The sequence below is a fragment of the Robbsia sp. KACC 23696 genome (assembly GCF_039852015.1).
Classification (GTDB): Bacteria; Pseudomonadota; Gammaproteobacteria; order Burkholderiales; family Burkholderiaceae; genus Robbsia.
Genome location: NZ_CP156627.1, coordinates 21,895 through 41,181 on the forward strand (window position 1 = coordinate 21,895; position 19,287 = coordinate 41,181).

Consider the following 19,287-nt stretch of genomic DNA (forward strand, 5'->3'; position numbering starts at 1 on the left):
CGACGCGGCGATATGAAAGCAAAGCAAGAACCATACGAGAGAGATCATGGGCCATCATCCGGGCACGATAACAGAGGGGCAGCATCCACACGACGGGGCGGAAAGAGAATCGAACGCCGATAACCACGGCCGCTCGCATAACGAGGATTGGTGGGCGGTGGGTATCGGCCTCGCGTTGATCCTGCTTGCCTATGGATTGTTTTCCGCAGGCAACAGCATCAAATGGCTTGCCGTCGCACCGGCACGATGGGTTGCGCTGCCGTCGGTACTCCACGATCTCGCCGCCCACCTCGGCAACTATCTCAGTCTGTTCGTTTTATTCGCCGTCTTATTTTCCGTTTCCGCAGCGGCATTGCAGCGAAGCGCTGCCCGTTTTCTACCCGGCTTTGCCGTCGTTTTCGTCGTGTCCGCGCTGGTGTTCGCCTTCGGCGCCTGGGCCAGCGCGTCTCGATATAATCTGGAGCCACCACTGGTGGCCTTGGCATTGGGCTTATTGGTTTCCAATGTATTCGGCGTGCCGGAATGGTTGCGCCCGGCGTTGCGGGTCGAGTTCTACGTCAAGCTCGGTATCGTGCTGCTTGGCGCGACCCTGCCGCTCACCCTGCTCGGATGGGCCGGCCCGATCGCACTGGCACAAGCAAGCATCGTGTCGCTGCTGACTTATCTCGTCATTTTCTGGGCGGCACGGCGCCTCGGCATCGACAAACGCTTTGCGGCCGTGCTGGGCGTCGGTGGCGCGGTGTGCGGCGTGTCCGCGGCGATCGCCATCGGCGGCGCGGTGCGGGCAAAACGAGAACAGCCCGCCGTGGCCATCACGCTCGTGGTGATCTGGGCGATCGTCATGGTATTCGCCTTGCCCCTCGTCTCGCATGCATTGGGGCTGCCAACCGGCGTTGCCGGCGCGTGGATCGGTACGTCGGAGTTTGCAGACGCCGCAGGCATCGCGGCGGCACAGACCTATTCCGATATCGCAGCGCACTCGGGCAATGCCATAGCGGGCGCGCCGGAGGCATCGGTCCAGGCCTTTACCTTGATGAAAGTAATCGGCCGCGATATCTGGATCGGCATCTGGGCCTTCGTGCTGGCCATCCTGGCCACCACGCGATGGGATCGCGAAGACGCGAAAGCGCGGCGCAACCAGGACGGAGCGTCGGCCAATGACGATGATGTCGTCATCGTCACCGCATCGCCGACGCGTGAAATCTGGGCACGTTTTCCCAAATTTGTCGTGGGCTTCCTAATTGCATCCGCCCTGGTTACCTGGTTGGCCAGTCACTATGCCTTGGCCGACTATCGATCCGTGGTCACGCCGAATTTCATCGCACCGATCGTAGCATTGCGAACCTGGACCTTCACCTTCTGCTTTCTCAGCATCGGCCTCACTACCAGGCTGAGCGATCTGACCGCCAGTGGCGTCAAACCCTTCCTGGCATTCACCGTCGGCGTGGTCGTGAACGTGATCGTCGGGTACTGGCTATCGGTGCACGTCTTCGGCGCGTATTGGGCGACGCTGGGCCAATGAAGCTGCCCGCTCGTGTCTTGTCCATTGCACGGCTGTCGTCCCGAATGCTGACGTCGATCATCGTCCGGGAAGACCGTGCGGGCGAGATCGGTCGATGCGCCGACTGCCGCCACCGTGAACACGATCGCGCCGCCTTGGAGCGCGCGGTACCCGGACTCGCGGTATTCGGTTCCGCGTTCGGGGCGAGCGTCGGGGTGTCACGGCTCTGCCGGCGGCATGATCGCTTGACGTCGCCGCACGATCAGTGTGCGGCGTTCGAGACGGATCGTCAGGCCTGATAGGCAACAGTCCTGGCGCATTGCGCCCACCCCGGCAAACGCCGTGCGTCAGCGCACCGCGTTTGCCACCGTGGCGGTGCTCACCGGCAGCAGGGCCCATGTGCCGTTGCGTACGACCAGATTGATGTTTCGTGCGCCAGACGCACGACGGGTCCTTGAATCGAAGGTAAACGTCCCAAAAATCACGCTCGGCACGTTATGCAGCTGCGCCAACGCATCCCGCACGCCACGCCGTGTCGGCGCCTGCCCGCCTTCCGCACTCTGCCGTAATGCCGCGGCGGCAATATTGACGGCGTCATAGGCATAGGCATTGAACGCATCCGGCTGCCGATGATAGCGCGCTTCGAATGCCGATACGAACCGTTGCACCTCGGGACGCTGTTCGTCCGCAAAGAAGTTGGTATGCGTCACCACGCCATCGGCCGCATCCCCGGCCAATTCGAGAAACTTTGGCGAATACACGGAACTGGTCGCGACGATCGGCAAGTCGATCCCGGCCCCTCGCGCCTGCCGGACGATCTGTGCACCGTCCGCGTAATAGGAAATCAACACGATGCCGTCGGGATGTGCAGCTTGAACGCGAACCAAGGTGGCACGGAAATCCTTGTCCAGCGGCTGATAGCCTTCGCTGTCGACGACCGTCGCGCCTAAACGCTTGGCCGCTTCCGCAAAAACATCGCGACTGGTCCTTCCCCAATCGGTATTTTGATACAGGACGGCGATTTTATGCAGCCCGCGTGAAACCGCCAGCTTTGCTACTTCCGGCTGCTCCTCGGCCTGACTCAGAGACGGACTCCAAATATAGTCCCCTCCTTTCGTGAAGTCAGGATGCGAATTCGTGAACCCTAATTGCACAAGGCCGGCGCGCTGATAGATGGGCGACGCCGCCATCGAAGCGGGGCTGGAAAAATCCCCAAGCTCGATCAGAATGCGCGCGTCGCCGACAAACTTTTGCGCGATCGTCACCGACTGACGTGGGTCGCTTTGACTATCTTCGAACGTGTAAGCCAACGGGTGTCCTTGCACGCCCCCATCCGCATTCAACGCTGCAAGCGCAAGATCGAAGCCGGCGCGCCACTGTTCCCCATACTGTGCATTGACGCCGGTCAGTGGACCACTGACCCCAAAGTAGTAAGGCTCGGCGCTTGCCGGTGCCGCTGCGGCATCGGGCGGCAGCAGAAGCGCCGCGGCGCCTCCCGCGGCGCCAACCAGTAAACCCGTTCGAGCGACGCGCCGTATCAGCGATACGATCGATGCATGCATTTTCAAGATTCCTTGTGTCGTCCTGGCTTTCAGGGGATGTTTCGCTGTTGATCGGACGAAGCACGGGGCGCTCCGCGCCATACCCGCGCCTCGTAGTCCGCCAACGTGAAGTCGGCCGGTATGTCGGCGGCCAGGCGTTCGGTATGCTGCGCGATGTCGGCAAGGAAGAGGTCGCGGCTGATTCGGCGTACGACTGCAGGAATGTCGCGTTTCATGCTCGGCACATCGCCTACCGGTACGCCAGCACTGACGAAGCCGGCAGGGTTGTAGACGTGAATATCCTTCAGGTACGGTGCCTGTCCGGCATGCTTTTCGAGATATTCCAGTGCGCTACCGAGATAGGGATGCGCAGCGAGGCCTGCGTCGGCGTCGCCGGATGCCGGTGTGTACTGATCGCCCCACAGGCGAATATGGCGCGCGAAATCGGCCAGTTCGCCCCGTGCGCCCGGATCGATGTAATAGCCGGTGCCCGCGATGGCGAAGTCGAACGGGAAGCGCTCGCCCTTGACGTCGGCAGCGATCGTACCGTCAAGCACCTCCGCGCTTTCCCACTGCGCATCGAGATGGAGATGATAGGCGTCGAATTGCGTGACACGATCGATTGCGTCGCGTGGGGCGGTCGAGCCGGAGCGCTTATAGCGCAGCGCTTGCGTCCATCGCAACGCATCGGGAAGGTCCCAGTAGTTATCGTAGGCCCCCGGATAACCGCGCGCACGCGCAATGGGAACCGAGGCCAGCGCCGGCCGACGCACGAACTGCCGCACTTCTGCGGCCCCCGCTTCCAACGCGCTGGCAGCCGCATCGAACGCCGAGGCGGCGCCTCCCACCACCGCAACCCGCTTTCCGCGCAACGCCGCGAAATCGATTGCTTGCGACGTATGCATATAGAGCGCGGACGGTAGGTCTCTAAAAACATCTGGCAAGAAAGCCGCGCCATTGCCTGCCACACCATTGCACAGCAGGATTTTCCGTGCGGTTTCGACCGTGTGTTTGCCGTCTATTTCAAGATGCACACGGAAGTGCCAACCGGCGCTGTCCGTATTCGACGGCTCGATACGAACGACCTGCGTGCCATAGCGGACCGGTATGCTCAGAAAACGCCGATACCATGCGAGATAATCGGCCCAAAGCGTGCGCGGTGCGCGATCCAAGGCGTGGTACGCCGCTTCGCCAAATCGTGCCTCGAACCAGGACTGAAACCCCAAGCCGGCCAGCGCGCCCTCCGGACCGACGAGGACCTTCGGCGTACGCAGTTTGTTCATCCGCGCCCGGGTCAGCCAGACGCCCGCAAGGCCGGCGTCCGGCGCGCCGTCGACGATCGTTACCTTGCCGATGCCGGCGCGCCGTAACGCGAAAGCAAATGCACTCCCGCTTTGTCCGCCGCCGATAATAAACACATTGTGATCGATCCCCGGATGCTCCGGCACCCAGTTGTCGGGCGTCGGTCCGATCAAATCCAAGGTCCGTCGCGCTTCGATATCGTGATCCGCACTGCTCGTCATGTCGTCTCCCCTTTTCGCATCATGTCGGCCGCGCCGAAGTGCCGGACGCTATGCACGAAAGGATGATTCTAGAAGCTGCGTCATACCCGTTCTAAACAACGAATCCTTCCGTCGTTAGCAGCGTGGGTTTTAAGGAGGAAAGCTGCTTTCCATATCACGCAGCGCATCCGGCGCCGAGATCATCGCCAGAAATGGCATCGATGACAGAACATGCGCCTAGCCTGCTTGAGGCGCCATCTGCCATGCAGTGACGGGAATGCTTATGTCTATTTGTTGTTTGGTCCCTTGCGGCCGTCCTGATACCTTTGGCCGGCCATACAGGCTGCATAAGCAATGCCGTATGACGCGTACTAGAAACATGTGATCAGGGACAGGTCCCGAAGGATAAATCGAATGAAATTGCGGCTTATAGGGGCAGCACTGGCGAGCCTGGCGTTGCTGTCGGGCGTGGCCCACGCGGATCGTTTGGACGATATCAAAAAAGCCGGAGTCTTGAAGGTTGCGGCCTTCGACAGCAATCCGCCGTTCGGCTTCGTCGATCCTAAGACTAACAAGATCACCGGGCTCGACGTGGACTATGCACAGGCCTTGGCCAGCAAGCTCGGCGTCAAGCTCGATATCCAAGCGACCAATCCCGCAAACCGTATCGCCTTTCTGACCTCGAAAAAAGTCGATCTGGTATTGGCCAACTTCACGATCACCGACGAGCGCAAGAAGGAGATCGATTTCAGCGTGCCGTATTTTGCCTCGGGCACACAGTTCATCGCCAAAAAGGGTGTCTTGAAAGAGCCATCGCAGTTGAATGGATTCCGCGTGGGCGCGGACAAGGGCACGACGAACGAAGCCCAGGTCAAGGCCAAATTCCCGGGTGCGACGATCGTCGCCTATGACGATACGCCGTTCGCCTTCGCCGCGTTGCGCGCCGGCACCGTTCAGGCCATCACGCAGGATGGCCCGAAGCTGGTTGCCTTGCTGGCCAATGCGCCGGACAAGCAGAAATACGAGATCCCGCCGTTCACGATCTCCAACGATTACGAAGGCGTCGGAGTGCCGAAAGGCGAGCCGCGTCTGCTGGCTTTCGTCAACGAGACGCTGACCGGCTTGGAAAAAGACGGTCAGGCAGCCAAGATCTATGATCAATGGTTCGGTCCGAAGAGCAAGGCACCGCTGCCGCGCCTTTATAAGATCGGCGATCCGCTGAAGTCGGAATAAAGGGCACGATCGTTTCATGCACGACTGGCTTTCGCCGCAATACCTTTTCCAGCTGATGTCCGGGCTGGAAATGACGCTGCTGCTGGCACTCGCCAGTGGCATCGCCACGACGCTGATCGGCGTCTTGCTCGGCTTATGCCACGAGACCGGCATCGACGCATTGGTGCGCCTTGCAAAAGCGTACACGCTCGTTTTTCGTAATACGCCGTTGCTGGTTCAGTTGCTGTTGTGGTACTTCGGCGTCGCCGGCGTGCTGCCCGATGCGCTGGTCACCTGGCTCAATACTCCCCATCGCGTGCTCATTCTGGGATTACCGCTGTCTTGGCCTGCTTTCGAATTCGTCGCGGGCTGGTGGGGATTGACGCTTTACAGCGCGGCTTTTATCGCTGAGGAATGTCGTGCCGGCCTAAGCGGCGTGCCCGTGGCCCAGCGACAAGCCGGGGCGGCGCTCGGCTTGACGCGCGTGCAGAACTTCCGCTTCGTCGCGTTGCCGCAGGCCTTGCGCATCGTAACGCCGGCGCTGTTCGGGCAATATATGAATCTCGTAAAGAACTCGTCTTTGACGATGGCGATCGGCTTCGCCGAATTATCGTACCAGACGCGTGCGGTCGAATCTGCCACGTTCAAGACGTTTCAGACCTATGGTATTTCCACCGTGCTCTACATCGGCGTCATCGCATTATTGGAAGTAGCTCTGCAGTACGTGCGCCGCTATCAGCGTACGCCGCCTATCCGACAAAATGCCGCGCCTCCGCGCGACGTGGCGATCGGCGTCATCGACAATGCACGGTGATGCCCGTGCTTCCCGCCGCGATAGCGCCCCTGCTTGCCCCTATACCCTATTTGTTGATTGGCGCCTTTCCCGACGGCCCTTTGGGTGGTGCCGCGTTGACGCTGTTGCTGGCGCTGTCGTCGGCGATCACCTCTGCCATCATCGGACTGATTCTCGGCATCGCGCTCGCGATGAGCCGGTCCGTCGGACACGCGGTGCTGTTGGGCGTGATCGGCTTCTTTCGTGCCATTCCGGTCCTGATGTTGATATTTTGGGTGTTTTTCGTTCTTCCCTTGGCCCTGGGGATCGATGTTCCCGCCGGGGCGAGCGTGGTCTTCGCGCTGTCGATGATCGGCGGCGCCTATCTGGCCCACGCCGTCTACGCGGGCATTCAGGCGGTAGGCGGCGGACAGCAGCAGGCGGCCTCGTCACTCGGCTTGACGCGCGTGCAGACGATGCGCTACGTCATCCTGCCGCAGGCTCTCAAGATCATGACGCCGTCGTTTGTCAACCAGTGGGTGTCGCTGATCAAGGATACCTCGCTCGCCTATATCGTCGGTGTACCGGAACTCTCTTTTCTCGCGAATCAGATCAATAGTCGGCTGATGGTCTATCCGCTCGAGGTGTTTCTCTTCGTCGCCCTTCTCTACTTCCTCATCTGCACCGGATTCGGCTGGAGCGCGAGACGCTTGATTCAGCGCCTGGTTTGACCGCACCCGAAACGGCGGCCGATGCCATGGCGGATCGACGGCGATCCGAAAGGCGAGGCCGACATGCATCGATTCTTCGCCTGATGCGCCCTCGATTCGCATTGACGCGGTACGACAGCCGCCCAGCCGATAGTGTACGCAGTCGTGACATTGTGAGACGCCAAGACGCGGCATGACGGCCGCCGGCGTGCTCCTCATTCCAAGACAGCAGGCGAAACTCATGACGAAGATTTCCGCTGGCGCGATCCACGCCGCCGACCCGATTCAAGAAAACGCCGGCCAGCCGGCTTCAGCAGCCGACATTGCCGGTGCACGCCCGCGCTCGCCGTCCCGCCGTGCGAGCAGCGATCACGCGTCGGTGGACGCCAGTTTGCATAAGCTGCGCCGCACATCGACGGCGTCTCGTACCGAGTCGCCGGCCGGTGCACGACGGCCACGTGCGACACTGCCCGAATCGATTTCGCCGCACGACGCCGCGATTGCTGTGACGACGACGCCACCGACATCCGCGCGCAATAGCCTGTCCGGCCCCACGGCCGGCTCGATTACGTCACACGCCGCCATGGAAGGCACGCGTGACGTAAGCCACACCGACGACACGGCCAGCGTCTCGAGTCAAGCGTCGGTCGAAGACCTCTCTCATGTCAAGCCGACGCCGACCTATCAAGGCGTCATTCCGGCCGCAGGGGCACCATGGTCGAAGGGACAGGCCCAAGTCGAGCAGGCGTGGCGCGCGATATCGAACAAGCAACAAACGCTCAGGCTCGAACTGCAATCGGGGAATGTCGATGCCGCGCGTGCGGCTCAGATCCGCCAATGCCTCGCCGTCGACCTCGCCAGCGTGGCGCCGGGAACCGCCGTCGCGCTCGCGCCGCAAGGCGACATCAAGGAACAGTACCAGGCATTTCGTGCCGCGCTTCAGATCCAGAATGCCACATTGAAAGATGGCGCATTGATCGAAATAAGCGCGAATCCGACAATGCCGACCCTTCTCCGCACGCTTACCGAAGGCAACGTTTTCCCGCACGACGCAAAAGTCGGCGAGCTTCACCCGTATGCCTTCCTGTCTGGGCTGACGCAGTTGCATGCGCCCAATGACGCGGCGCTGTCCGCAACGATGGCGCATTTGATGCACGAAATGCCGAAGCTCCAGGCCGATCTCGGTGCGGTCAGCCTGATGCATATGGAGCAACAGGTATCGCGCGATTGGCAAAGCTATATCACCTGGATCGCGAGCGCGGGCTGGGCCGCCGGCATGGGCTATCTCGCGGGACCGCAAGAGAAGTCGGTGCGCAAGGATCTCCACCTTGCCCCCGAACAGACGCAGCTCAGCGGACGGCAGGCCTTCATATTAGGCGCGGCCGACGCAAGTACGTCCGGGAACTCCGAAGCGGGCGACGCCTTGCTGATCGACGGACTGGACAAACTGAGTCATAACGAAAGCCCGGCACCCGATGCCGATGCACCGGCCAATATGACGAAGGCCTGGCTGATCGGCACCATCACCGCCTTGCCGTCCAGCTATCTCACCTACGCGAATATCTCGAAAACCGCCAAGATCATTGCAGGCCTGCCGGCGAATCTGTTGGCCGCCATCGGCGGCGCGGCGCCGCTCCCCATGACCCGTCAAAAGCGGAACGACCACAATCTTGCCGCGTATGTCGAATCGATCAGCAACGGCATGCAAAATGAGATGAGTGCAAAGAAGGTCGGGGAATTGATCGATGCATCGGAGCGTGTCGCCACGATGGGGCAACTGCTGCAAAAAGGCGTGGCCTGGAGCTTTGCCGGCGGCTTCATCACGTGGGCGATTCAATCGGGACATTCGCAAGGTCAGATCGTTTCGACGATGCAGCGCCTGCTGCTGAATCCCATGGAGGCGCACGCGCTAATGGGCGGCGGTCTCCTAGGTGAGTACGTTTCCGTTCTCGGCGCCACGCGTGCGGAAAAGAATGCGAACCTCGCTACCCGCGTCAGTGCCAATGCCGCGGAGAACAAAGATACGTCGATGGACGAAATCATTGCGATCCACGAACCCAAAGTCGAAAAATATATTCAAGGCTTCGGGCGCGGTGCAGGCGATGCAATCAATGCCCTGATCAATGGCGCCGAGGATGGCACCCGCTGGGCAGCGCGCAAAGTCGGCCTGCCAGTAAAAGAACACATGCGTCATCGCATCGATTACGAACGCGTGGGCGGTGGCACGGGGGCAGATGCGCTCGAGCAGGTATCGACCCGTCGCGGGGCCGACGACCGAGGATTCGGCCAGGCCGCCGGCAGCATTCCCTTAAGCGAGCGCGATCAGACAATCGATGTGGAGCGCAACGAGCGCGATTTCCGCCCCGCCGTATAAAGCCAGGGAGCCGAAGGAAAAGGGTTCGGACGTTCAGGCCGCGCATACGCTGCACGCCCGATTCCCTTTCTCAATGCCCTAACGCCGCGACCATCTCTCGGCGCATATCCGCAAAGGCATAGCTCGCGCGATCGCGCGGATACGGAAGCGGCACGTCCACGATCGTCTGCACCCGCCCCGGGTTGGCCGCAAGGATCACCACCTTCTGACTCATATACAGCGCTTCTTCTATATCGTGCGTCACCAGGATCATCGTCACGCCTTGCGTCGACCAGATATCGCGCAATTCGTCCTGTAGCCGCAGACGCGTCAAGGCATCGAGCGAACTCAAGGGCTCATCGAGCAGCAACACATCGGGCGCCGTCACCAGCCCCCGCGCGATCGCGCCGCGCTGTGCCATGCCCCCTGACAATTGATGCGGGTATTGTTTGGCGCTGCCTTCCAGTCCGACGAGATGCAGTCGATCCCTGACCCATTGGCGTTTCGTCTGGACATCGGCCTCGACATTGGTCAGCGCCAGGGCGACGTTCTGTTCGAGCGTCAGCCAAGGCAATAAACGGTGATCCTGAAAAACGATGCCCCGCGCCAGACTGGCACCGCGGATCGGCTTCCGATCCAGCGTGATTTCACCGTCGAATTCCGCATCCAGGCCCGCCAGAATGCGCAACAATGTCGACTTGCCGCAACCGCTGGGACCGACGATACTGACGAAAGCGCCGGCAGGCACATCCAGCGAGATGCGGTCGAGGACCGTCTTGCTACCCGATGGCGTTCGAAAACGCTTTGTGACCTCGCGCAGATGCAGCGCGTGATGAACGCGTCGCGTCGGCAACGTTGCCGCGCCCGTCCCCCCGTCCGGTTGCGCCGGCTTTATCGCTTCGATCGATCCCATTTCGCTATTCCAAAAATACTGCTTCGCGATTCTTGCGCGCCGTACGAGCGCACCCCGTACGTCCGGAAAACGGTCTAAGCGCTAAGCTTCCACCGCAACGCACGACGTTGAATCGCATACATGCCCCGATCGATCGCAAAGCCGACGACGCCAATCGTGACCATGCAGACCAACAACTGATCCGTCATCAATAAAGACTGCGCGCGAAATATCAAAAAGCCGATGCCCTCTTGCCCGGCCAGTCCTTCGGCAACCACGACCATCGCCCACGCCAGGCCGGCGCTGTATCGAAGGCTGACGATGATCGTCGGTAACGCCGAAGGAATCAAAATATGCCGCAACAGTTGCAGACGATTCAACGTCAGGACCGTCCCGAGCTCGACATGCTTCGCCTCGGCGTTTCGCATCCCCTGCAGCGTATTGAGAAATACCGGGAAGAACACGGTCTTTGCGATGACCAAGGTCTTGGCCGGTGCGCCTACGCCAAGCCACAACACGATCAAGGGGAACCACGCAACGCCTGGAATGTGCCGAATCGTGTCTAACGTTGGGCCAAAGAAGCGCTCTACCGGACGCGACAGACCGGCAGCGAAGCCCAATACGATCGCAACGACGGCGCCGTAAACAAAAGCCTGTACGACAAGGGAGATACTGACCCAAAAATCGTGCAGGAAGGACTGATGCAGGAGCATGTCCCAAAATGATTCGATCGTGCGTAAAGGCGTCGGCAGGAACACCGCCGGAATCCAGTGGCGCGTGCTCGCCAGTGTCCAGACACACACGATCCCGGCGGGCAGAAGCGACGACCAGGCGAGCGCGCCAATACGCGCGATAGCCGAAACGCGCTGCGCCAGCGCACCGGACCCGCCCTCCGTCGACGACGCTCTGGCATCGCGCCCAGAAGACGCGGCTGTCGTTCGTGCGCCGTCGTGAAATGCCTCGCGCTGTGCCGCGGATTGATCGCTTAGTACGGCGCGTTCCATCGAATACTCTCCTATTGCACTGCACGGCCGCCGCGCGCGACGCCAAGGCTTGATACGTTACGACGGCGACGATGACGCTTATTGATAAATCGAATATTGCCCGCCGGCGAAGAAACGTCCATCGACGAGGGCATCGATCTGCGCATCGCTCAGATGGCGTTCGGACAGAATATCGTCGCCATGGTCGACATACCACGCTTGAAACTGCTTGATCGTCGAGCGAACGTTATTCGCGTTCGGCTCACCGCCCATGAAAAAGAATTGCGACGGATCGCTGATCTGGAAGCGCGCGATATTGACTGGCACGCGGGTCTCGCGGGCGACGATCTGTGCGGCTTCGTCCGGATGCGCGAGCGTCCACTGACGGGCTTCCTGCAAGGACAGCAAAAAGGCGCGGATCGCCTCGGGATACTTGTCGGCGAAAGACCGCATCGCGAAATACGAGACGCGCCCGGCGCCATTCACATATTCGCCGTTGTCCGGGCTCCGGCCGATTACCTTGACCTGATGCGATAAATAGAGCGCCGCAGCGTTCGATGTGCCGAGATGCATTGCCGTCGCATCGATCGCGCCACTGAGTAGCGCTGCCGTCACGACACTCGGAGAATCAACCGATTGATAGCGCACTCGGCCCTGCTTTTCCCGACTGTCCAATGGCAGACCGGCCTTCGTGAAGTCTTCGAACGGTGCAGTCCAATAGCAACTGACGCGGCTACTGGCAAATTTCTTGCCGTCGAGATCTTTGATGCTGTTGATCTGATCGTTATCGGCACGCGCCAACAGCGGCGTACGATATTTATCGGATGGCTGGGATTCCCACACGATCACCGCATCGAGACCATTCGCGCGATGCACGACGGCCGGATAAATCATCCGCTGCGCGACGGCGATTCCGCCGCCGTTCAACTGCGCGGCCTCGGCGCCGATCATCTGCGAACTGCCCGGTGCCACCAAGGTCACCTTGTCGACACCGATTTTCGCGTATTCCTGCTTTAAAAAGCCCTTGTCCTGAGCGATCGCCGTGATGGGATCGAGCTGCAACGTGATCGATGTCAATGCGGGCTTTGCGGCAGGCGCATCCGTTGCGGCGAAGGCATAGGCGATACCGCCTACGCCTGCAGTGCCTGCAATGAGCCCGACCAAGGTGCGCCGCAGCACACGGCCCTTTTGGCGACCAATGGTCGTCCTACGTGAAGAGGCATTCAAACGAAGCATCGCGTGCAGACCCTGAAATCGACGTTGAAAGGAATAACCCTTTGAGAAAGCTTCGAAGCGTTTTTATAGAACAACGCCATCGATGCTAATTCGCACGGTAAATCACTGTCAAAGCATCATTTCGTATATGGTCATGAGCGGCGATAATCGGCATCCCGCCTATCGTTATCGCAATTTATTCGTTTCGCCCGAATGCGGAAATGCCTAGTATCGTGCGATCAGTCAGGAGATATTGCGATGTCGGAGTTGTCGCGTGGCCTATCCTCACGAAACGCATTGTCAGTCGCCCGCTTTGGCGAGGGACGCCTGACACCGTCAAGGCGGATGACGCTGTCTTGCTGTGCACTCCTTTTCCTGACGGGTTCGATGCTGACGTCGGCGGCAAGCGCACAGACGCCCGGTAATCAGCCATCCGTCGCGACGCCCCGCGTGGCGCCGATTTCACCCTCATCGACCACGACGCGACAAGCCGGATCCGCGCAACCGACCGCCGTCACGACGAACGGCTCGGTCGCATCGCACGCGAACGACGCCAACGCGCTGGCATCAGAGGGCGGAAGCAGCGAGGATCTGACGTCCGACGCGCCGTGCCATTAACAGACGAGCAATGATGTCTCGCATCGTCTGCCCCCTGCTCAGCGGGGCGTACCACTCTCCCGCACGATGGCACCTTTCCCCTGGCGCACCTGCGGCAACAGGGCGGTACCCAAACCGGCGTCGCGCGGCGCCAGCGCCTTGCCGTCTTCAATGATCGGCAAGCGGTCGACGAGTTCCGGATACCACGTTGCCAGTGTCGCGCGGACGACCTCCTGGTAGATCGCCGTCGGCGCATGAATGGCCAGATGCAAGCCCGCCATCAACGCTACCGGCCCGGTGCAATCGTGCGGCGCGAGCGGACGGCCAAATGTCTCGGCAATCGCTGCGATCTTTCGCCCTTCGCTCAATCCACCGCACCACGTCAAGTCCAGCATGACGAAATCGAGTGCATCGGCGACCAGGAGATTGTGGAATTGACGCGCGCCCGCCAGATTTTCGCCACCGCAGATCGGCGCCCGCGTTTGCCGCCGGAGATCCGCGAGGGCCGCGACATTGTCCATTTTGGCGATCGGATCCTCGATCCAAAGCACATCGTACTCCGCCAACGCGTTGCAAATGCGCGATGCCGCGAACGTGCCCCAGAGACTATGCAACTCGCACATGATCTCGACCTTGTCCCCAACCGCTTTCCGAATCTTGCGGAAGGGTTCGAGGCCGATCTTTAAATCCTGGAGCGTGATGTTATCGGGACTGTTCACCGCGAAGTCGTCGAAGGGCCAGATTTTCATTGCCGCATAGCCTTCCCCCACCAGGCTTTCCGCCAAGGCCCCGGCATCGCGCATGAACGCGACTTGATCGTCGTACGGCCCACTGAGCTGCTCGCCCTTGCCGATCGCACGGCGCCCCCCGGCGCTGGTGTTGTAGTCGTAGCCGGCGCACGTGTTGTACACTGGAATCGTGTCGCGCATCGCACCACCCAAGGCCACATGCAGCGGCACGTTCTGACGCTGCCCGGCCAAGTCCCAGAGGGCAATGTCCACGGCGCTCGCCGCACGCGTCTCGGCACTGCTGCTGTTGAAGCCGACATACGGCGTCAACAGTTCGCGTGAGATCGCCGTGACGTTTTCGGCGGCGCGACCGATGATCGCCGGTGCAACCTGCTCGTGCAATACGGCTTCCACCGCCTGTGCGCCGCGGAACGTTTCACCCAATCCCGTCAGACCGTCCTCCGTTTCAATCTCCACCCAAATCAGTTTCGGCCGCTCAGGAAGACGGATGGTACGCAGTGCAGTGATTTTCGGCATGGCCACAGGGTCCGAGTGTTGGAAACACGATTCTCGCTACTGCGACGTGGGACGTCAAACAAGTCACAAAATCTGTCAGACAGATTTTTCGCCGAAAAGCCGGATGATCCCCTGCTGCAAATGCGCGATCATCGCGGCGCGCGCCGCATCGGGGGCACGGTCGGCGATGGCCTCGGCAACCCGGGCATGCTCTCGCACGACGGCTTTGCGGCGTGCGTCGGGGGATTCCTCGGACAGATCGCGGACCAAGCGAATGCTGAACTGCATCGGCGCGGACAATGCGGCGATCGTATGCGCGAAAAATCGATTGCCGGTGGCGTGGGCGATGGCCACGTGAAACGCGATGTCCTGCTGAATCCCCGATTCTCCCGCCACAAACGCGGCCTCCAACCTCCGTCGGCATTGCTGAATACGCGCCAGGTCCCCGCGCGAGCGCGCCAACGCCGCCAGGCGCGCACTTTCCCCCTCCAGACTGCAGCGAAAATCGAGAAAACGCCGGACGTCGGCGAGGCTGGCCAGCGTACCCAAGGCGATCACGGGCCCTTGTGCCCCTATCTCGGAAACAAAGTGCCCAGCACCTTTCTTGGAATAAATACGCCCCTCCGTATGGAGGCGCGTCAAGGCCTGCCGTAACACCGGCCGCGAGACGCCGAACTGCCGCGATAGCGTCTGCTCGCCCGGCAGCCGCGTATGAGGGGTCTTGTCGCCTTCATCCAATAAAACAATCAGCTGGGCATAGGCATGGTCGCTACGCGTGGTGGGGGCGGCGTCAGACGGGTCGATCGGCGGAGAGGACATAGGCGCGTGCAACGGAGGCGGAGGCGGAGGCAAAGAAACGGTTGGCCGCTAGCGTGCGGCATTTCCAATTAAATCGACTGGAAACGCCGCAAGCTGTCAGACAGATTCTACCGCGGTCCGTCCCTAAGCCGCCAAGCGCCGTACGCGCGCAGCGCGGTTTGGCAAGCGGGTTCAGGCCGTCTCGAATATCGCCAGCTTCGGCGCGGACGCGAGTAGCGTACGCGTGTAATCGTGCGACGGCGCGGCATACACGGTTGGCGTAGCACCCTGCTCGACGATACGCCCGTCCTTCAGCACCAGCACTCGGTCGCTGACGTGCGCGATCACGTCGAGGTCGTGCGAGATGAACAACACGGCGGTGCCATGACGACGCTGCAAGGTCGTCAGCGTGTCGAGCACCTGTGCCTGCACATGCACGTCGAGCGCCGAGACCGGTTCGTCACAGACGATCAGGTCGGGCTTCGACGCTACCGCGCGTGCAATCGCGATCCGCTGCCGCTGGCCGCCGGAGAGCGTCAGCGGATGCCGCGCCAGCACACTCGCATCCAGGCTCACCTGCTCGAGGAGGGCCACGCTTCGCTCGTGCACCGCCCGCGCGGAGAGTCGCTCTGCGCGCTGCACGTCGAACAACGCTTCCTGCAACAGCAGCCGTACCGTGTATCTCGGATCGAACGAGCCCAACGGATCTTGCGGGATGTAGCGCAGGCGCGAACGACGTTGCTGCCGGTCGCGCTCGACCGCACCGGGATGATTCCAAGATGCGCCGGCAAAATGGACGCTGCCCACATCGGGCGTCATCACACCGAGCGCGATCTTCGCGATCGTGCTCTTGCCCGATCCGGACTCGCCGACGATGCCGAGGACTTCGCCCGGCTTTACCGAAAACGACACGTCGTCGACAGCGAGAAACCGTCTGCTCTGCCCTTTCTCCGCGCCTTTTTCGGCGTAATGCTTGCCGATTCCCCGGACCGCCAAAATCGGCGCCTCGTCCGGCGCCGCATCCCCGACTGCTTGCGCCGATGTGGACGATACACGCGTCGGCGTCGGCGCGGGCAGCGGCTGCCTGACGATCCGCGCGTCGCGCGCGCCCGGGTGCGTTCCCGCCGACGGGACGATCTCGGCCGAGCGCAACGCAAAGCCGCGCGACTGCAAGGAGGGACGTGCCGCCAACAAACGCCGCGTGTACGCATGCGACGCCGAGGTCAGCACCGCCGCCGTGGGTCCGCTATCGACCACTTCGCCGTGGTGCATGACGATCACCCGATCGGCTATACCGGAGACCAATGCCAGATCATGGCTGATCAGCAACAGGCCCACGCCCGCGCGCAGACGTTGCCGCAAGACATCCAGCACCTGTGCCTGCACCGTCACATCGAGCGCCGTGGTGGGTTCGTCCGCGATCAGCAAGGCCGGCTGCGCCGCCATCGCCGCGGCGATCAGCGCGCGTTGCCGTAAGCCGCCGGAGAGCGCATCGGCACGTTGCCCGACGCGTTTTTCGGGACGCGACATACCCACCGCGCGCAGTAAAGCCAGCACGCCGGCCTCGCGTTCGCGCCGCGGCTCGCGACGATGATGCAGCGCTCTGGCCTCGCCGATCTCGGCGCCGATGGTCCGCAACGGGTCGAGCGATACCAACGCGTCCTGCATGACGAGTCCGGCAAAACCGCCGCGCAGCGCACGCCAATCGCGGGTACCGAAGGTCCGTGCATCGCGACCGTCGATCAGGAATCGCTCCGCATCGATGCGCGCGCCATTGCCGGCCAGGCCCAACAGGCTCCGCGCCGTCACGCTCTTGCCCGACCCCGACTCGCCTACCAAGGCGACGCATTCTCCAGCGCGCACGGCAATATCGATACCGCGCACGACGGTCTGAGCATGCCGGGCGCGCGCGGGATCGGGAAACGCGATCGACAAATTGCGGATGTCGACCAATAGGCGCCCGGACCCTGCCGCGGACTCTCCGGCGCGGTCGAGCGCCCCGCCGCCGTCAAGGCCCTGCGCCGTTCCCGCGCTGCCTGTCTCGATATGCCTCATTGACCTGCTCCTCCGTATCGGCGCGAGACGTATTTGCCGATGACTGTAAACGCGATCACGGTCAGCGTGATGGCGGCTCCCGGGAAGACACTGGGCCACCAAGCCACGCGCAGCACGTCCCGACCTTCGGCGAGCATGACACCCCACTCGGGCGTGGGCGGCTGCGGCCCCAAACCGAGAAAGCTCAATGCCGACACGGCAATGATGACGGCGCCAATATCCAACGTCGCAATGACGGGCACCGCCGACAGGACATTCGGCAAAACATGTTTGAAAAAGGTGCGGCTCGGCGATGCGCCGAAGGTCACGGCATGGGTCACGTAATCGGCGCGGCGCACGCGCTGCGCCTGCGCGCGCAATACACGGCCGAATTTCGGGATGCCTGCGATGCCGACGGCGACCGCAATATTGACGATCCCCTGGCCCATGAACGACACGACGAACAGGGACAGCAATATCGGCGGAAAGGCGGACAGCACATCGAGAAAACGCGAGGCCGACTCATCGACGATGCGATTGCTCAGTCCTGCGGCGAGACCGATCAGTAATCCCACGAGCAAGCTCACCGCCATTGCCGCGAGGCCGATCAATAAAGAATAGCGCGCGCCGTAGACGACGCGGGCGAACACATCGCGTCCGATGCGATCGGTGCCGAACCAGAACGTCCCGTTAGGCGACTGCAATGCATGACCCACATCGCTGAGCAAAGGGTCGTGATGGGTGAACACGGTCGGCAGCGCCAAGACGACGAGCAGCAACGTCAGATAGGCGATGGCGACTTGCACCGGCAACGGCAACTGCAGCAGGCCATGGGCCGCAACGCCCGGTCGCGAGCGCTCGCGCACCCTTTCCGCCTGCCCGACGGCGTCGAGCATGTTACCGCTGGGCGGCGGCGTCAAAAAGCTTTTGGACATGAGGCACCTTATCTCTTTTTGTCCGGCGTCAGTCACGCCGCAGCCGGGGATCGACAAACAGGTAGGCAATATCGAGCAGCGTCGAAATCACCACATGCACGAAAGCCGCCAACAGAACCACCGCGAGCACGACAGGCACGTCCTGCGACGTCACCGCATCCAGCGTGACCGTTCCCAATCCTGGCCGACCAAAAAGCTTTTCCGTGATGACCGCGCCGCCCAGCAGACCGCCGATCATCCATCCGCCCAACGTCAGTACCGGCAAGAGCGCATGGCGCAAGGCATGGCGCACGCGCAGGCGCCATTCGGAGGCGCCGCGTGCGCGCACCGTGGTTGCAAAAGGTTGGGTCAGCGCCCGTTCGAGCGATTCGCGCATGACTTGCGACAACACGCCTGCCGTCGGCAGCGCGAGCGTTACCGCGGGCAGGACGAGCGCGGAAAAACCCGCCGCGCCGGACACCGGGAACCAGTGCCAGTGAAAGGAAAAGCCGATCAACAGCAGCAAGCCCAGCCAGAAGACCGGCGTCGACGTCAGCACCTGCTCGACGGCCGATGCGCCGGCGCCCGCCCAGACACCCATCCGAGGCAGGCGACGTGCGCCCCCGCCGAATGGGTGGGCGTTGCCGCCGATGCCAGCCGTCGAGCAAGCGATCACGAACGACAGGACAATGGCCAGCAGCGCGGCTGCCGCTGCCAGCTGCAAGGTCGGCCATAACTGCGATGACAGCACCGCACTGACCGGTTGCTGCATCACGTATGACGTGCCGAGATCGCCGTGCAGCAATTGCCATAGAAAATGCCCGTACTGCCAGGGCAAACTATGATCGAGTCCCCATTGCGCGGCGATTGCCTCACGCAGACCGGGATAGGATAGATCCCCAGCCAGCACATCTTCGATGCGTCCCGGCAAGGCGTGCAGCGCCAGGAATGTTGCCGTGGCCGCGCCCCAGAGCACGACCAGCCCGGTCAATAAACGCGTGACGATCGCTCGCAGCATG

Annotated in this window: 17 protein-coding genes; 7 read left to right on the plus strand and 10 right to left on the minus strand. The window is 61.8% G+C overall.

The genetic code is table 11. The annotated features are described in order from the left end of the window. Window positions 1-46: 46 nt before the first annotated feature. Both ABEG21_RS14975 and ABEG21_RS14980 read left to right on the plus strand, forming a co-directional pair. Window positions 47-1,522, plus strand: a complete 1,476-nt coding sequence (locus ABEG21_RS14975) for a putative sulfate exporter family transporter (RefSeq protein ID WP_347557441.1) — start codon at window positions 47-49, stop codon at window positions 1,520-1,522. Further along, a complete protein-coding gene (locus ABEG21_RS14980) occupies window positions 1,519-1,800 on the plus strand; it encodes a hypothetical protein (RefSeq protein WP_347557442.1) in 282 nt (93 codons plus the stop codon). Before ABEG21_RS14975 ends, ABEG21_RS14980 begins: the two co-directional genes overlap by 4 nt. A gap of 48 nt (window positions 1,801-1,848) precedes the next feature. On the opposite strand, the gene ABEG21_RS14985 is transcribed toward ABEG21_RS14980, so the two are convergent. Together ABEG21_RS14985 and ABEG21_RS14990 are read right to left on the minus strand one after the other, a co-directional pair. Beyond that, a complete protein-coding gene (locus ABEG21_RS14985) occupies window positions 1,849-3,063 on the minus strand; it encodes an ABC transporter substrate-binding protein (protein WP_347557443.1) in 1,215 nt (404 codons plus the stop codon). 29 nt (window positions 3,064-3,092) lie between these two features. Then, on the minus strand, window positions 3,093-4,565 hold the full coding sequence (locus ABEG21_RS14990) for an NAD(P)/FAD-dependent oxidoreductase (RefSeq protein ID WP_347557444.1): 1,473 nt from the start codon (window positions 4,563-4,565) through the stop codon (window positions 3,093-3,095). Window positions 4,566-4,958: 393 nt separating this feature from the next. Between ABEG21_RS14990 and ABEG21_RS14995 the strand changes: the two genes are divergently transcribed. From ABEG21_RS14995 to ABEG21_RS15010, 4 genes are all read left to right on the plus strand, one after another. Beyond that, complete coding sequence (locus ABEG21_RS14995) at window positions 4,959-5,777, plus strand: ABC transporter substrate-binding protein (protein WP_347557445.1); 819 nt, start codon at window positions 4,959-4,961, stop codon at window positions 5,775-5,777. A 16-nt stretch (window positions 5,778-5,793) separates the two neighbouring features. After that, the gene (locus tag ABEG21_RS15000) at window positions 5,794-6,570 is read left to right on the plus strand and encodes an amino acid ABC transporter permease (RefSeq protein ID WP_347557446.1); all 777 of its coding nucleotides are present in this window, start codon (window positions 5,794-5,796) and stop codon (window positions 6,568-6,570) included. After that, window positions 6,570-7,259, plus strand: coding sequence for an amino acid ABC transporter permease (locus ABEG21_RS15005; RefSeq protein WP_347557447.1), 690 nt, complete (start codon window positions 6,570-6,572; stop codon window positions 7,257-7,259). The genes ABEG21_RS15000 and ABEG21_RS15005 overlap by 1 nt, the downstream gene beginning before the upstream one ends. A 220-nt stretch (window positions 7,260-7,479) precedes the next feature. Further along, complete coding sequence (locus tag ABEG21_RS15010) at window positions 7,480-9,612, plus strand: hypothetical protein (RefSeq protein WP_347557448.1); 2,133 nt, start codon at window positions 7,480-7,482, stop codon at window positions 9,610-9,612. Between the two features lie 70 nt (window positions 9,613-9,682). On the opposite strand, the gene ABEG21_RS15015 is transcribed toward ABEG21_RS15010, so the two are convergent. The 3 genes from ABEG21_RS15015 to ABEG21_RS15025 all read right to left on the minus strand — a co-directional run bounded on the left by ABEG21_RS15015 (window position 9,683) and on the right by ABEG21_RS15025 (window position 12,693). Then, the gene (locus ABEG21_RS15015; protein WP_347557449.1) at window positions 9,683-10,504 is read right to left on the minus strand and encodes an ABC transporter ATP-binding protein; all 822 of its coding nucleotides are present in this window, start codon (window positions 10,502-10,504) and stop codon (window positions 9,683-9,685) included. Window positions 10,505-10,578: 74 nt separating this feature from the next. After that, a complete protein-coding gene (locus tag ABEG21_RS15020; RefSeq protein ID WP_347557450.1) occupies window positions 10,579-11,487 on the minus strand; it encodes an ABC transporter permease in 909 nt (302 codons plus the stop codon). A gap of 78 nt (window positions 11,488-11,565) precedes the next feature. After that, window positions 11,566-12,693, minus strand: coding sequence for an ABC transporter substrate-binding protein (locus ABEG21_RS15025; RefSeq protein ID WP_347557451.1), 1,128 nt, complete (start codon window positions 12,691-12,693; stop codon window positions 11,566-11,568). A gap of 285 nt (window positions 12,694-12,978) precedes the next feature. On the opposite strand from ABEG21_RS15025, the gene ABEG21_RS15030 reads away from it, so the two are divergent. Then, a complete protein-coding gene (locus ABEG21_RS15030) occupies window positions 12,979-13,299 on the plus strand; it encodes a hypothetical protein (protein WP_347557452.1) in 321 nt (106 codons plus the stop codon). 38 nt (window positions 13,300-13,337) lie between these two features. On the opposite strand, the gene ABEG21_RS15035 is transcribed toward ABEG21_RS15030, so the two are convergent. The 5 genes from ABEG21_RS15035 to ABEG21_RS15055 form a co-directional block, all read right to left on the minus strand. Next, complete coding sequence (locus ABEG21_RS15035; protein WP_347557453.1) at window positions 13,338-14,543, minus strand: mandelate racemase/muconate lactonizing enzyme family protein; 1,206 nt, start codon at window positions 14,541-14,543, stop codon at window positions 13,338-13,340. Between the two features lie 75 nt (window positions 14,544-14,618). Continuing rightward, window positions 14,619-15,341, minus strand: a complete 723-nt coding sequence (locus ABEG21_RS15040; protein ID WP_347557454.1) for an FCD domain-containing protein — start codon at window positions 15,339-15,341, stop codon at window positions 14,619-14,621. 171 nt (window positions 15,342-15,512) lie between these two features. After that, window positions 15,513-17,375 (minus strand): ABC transporter ATP-binding protein, encoded by a 1,863-nt coding sequence (locus ABEG21_RS15045; RefSeq protein WP_347557455.1) that lies wholly within the window; start codon window positions 17,373-17,375, stop codon window positions 15,513-15,515. After that, window positions 17,372-18,289, minus strand: a complete 918-nt coding sequence (locus tag ABEG21_RS15050; protein WP_347557456.1) for an ABC transporter permease — start codon at window positions 18,287-18,289, stop codon at window positions 17,372-17,374. The genes ABEG21_RS15045 and ABEG21_RS15050 overlap by 4 nt, the downstream gene beginning before the upstream one ends. A 28-nt stretch (window positions 18,290-18,317) precedes the next feature. Beyond that, the gene (locus ABEG21_RS15055) at window positions 18,318-19,286 is read right to left on the minus strand and encodes an ABC transporter permease (RefSeq protein WP_347557457.1); all 969 of its coding nucleotides are present in this window, start codon (window positions 19,284-19,286) and stop codon (window positions 18,318-18,320) included. Between the last annotated feature and the right edge of the window lies 1 nt (window position 19,287).

What these genes read in the sequence shown, in the direction of transcription:
- ABEG21_RS14990 (WP_347557444.1), bottom strand. Translation starts at nt 4,565, where the DNA reads ATGACGAGCAGTGCGGATCACGATATCGAAGCGCGACGGACCTTGGAT.
- ABEG21_RS15015 (WP_347557449.1), bottom strand. Translation starts at nt 10,504, where the DNA reads ATGGGATCGATCGAAGCGATAAAGCCGGCGCAACCGGACGGGGGGACG.
- ABEG21_RS14975 (WP_347557441.1), top strand. Translation starts at nt 47, where the DNA reads ATGGGCCATCATCCGGGCACGATAACAGAGGGGCAGCATCCACACGAC.
- ABEG21_RS15035 (WP_347557453.1), bottom strand. Translation starts at nt 14,543, where the DNA reads ATGCCGAAAATCACTGCACTGCGTACCATCCGTCTTCCTGAGCGGCCG.
- ABEG21_RS15040 (WP_347557454.1), bottom strand. Translation starts at nt 15,341, where the DNA reads ATGTCCTCTCCGCCGATCGACCCGTCTGACGCCGCCCCCACCACGCGT.
- ABEG21_RS15050 (WP_347557456.1), bottom strand. Translation starts at nt 18,289, where the DNA reads ATGTCCAAAAGCTTTTTGACGCCGCCGCCCAGCGGTAACATGCTCGAC.
- ABEG21_RS15055 (WP_347557457.1), bottom strand. Translation starts at nt 19,286, where the DNA reads ATGCTGCGAGCGATCGTCACGCGTTTATTGACCGGGCTGGTCGTGCTC.
- ABEG21_RS15020 (WP_347557450.1), bottom strand. Translation starts at nt 11,487, where the DNA reads ATGGAACGCGCCGTACTAAGCGATCAATCCGCGGCACAGCGCGAGGCA.
- ABEG21_RS14980 (WP_347557442.1), top strand. Translation starts at nt 1,519, where the DNA reads ATGAAGCTGCCCGCTCGTGTCTTGTCCATTGCACGGCTGTCGTCCCGA.
- ABEG21_RS15005 (WP_347557447.1), top strand. Translation starts at nt 6,570, where the DNA reads ATGCCCGTGCTTCCCGCCGCGATAGCGCCCCTGCTTGCCCCTATACCC.
- ABEG21_RS15010 (WP_347557448.1), top strand. Translation starts at nt 7,480, where the DNA reads ATGACGAAGATTTCCGCTGGCGCGATCCACGCCGCCGACCCGATTCAA.
- ABEG21_RS14985 (WP_347557443.1), bottom strand. Translation starts at nt 3,063, where the DNA reads ATGCATGCATCGATCGTATCGCTGATACGGCGCGTCGCTCGAACGGGT.
- ABEG21_RS15000 (WP_347557446.1), top strand. Translation starts at nt 5,794, where the DNA reads ATGCACGACTGGCTTTCGCCGCAATACCTTTTCCAGCTGATGTCCGGG.
- ABEG21_RS15045 (WP_347557455.1), bottom strand. Translation starts at nt 17,375, where the DNA reads ATGAGGCATATCGAGACAGGCAGCGCGGGAACGGCGCAGGGCCTTGAC.
- ABEG21_RS14995 (WP_347557445.1), top strand. Translation starts at nt 4,959, where the DNA reads ATGAAATTGCGGCTTATAGGGGCAGCACTGGCGAGCCTGGCGTTGCTG.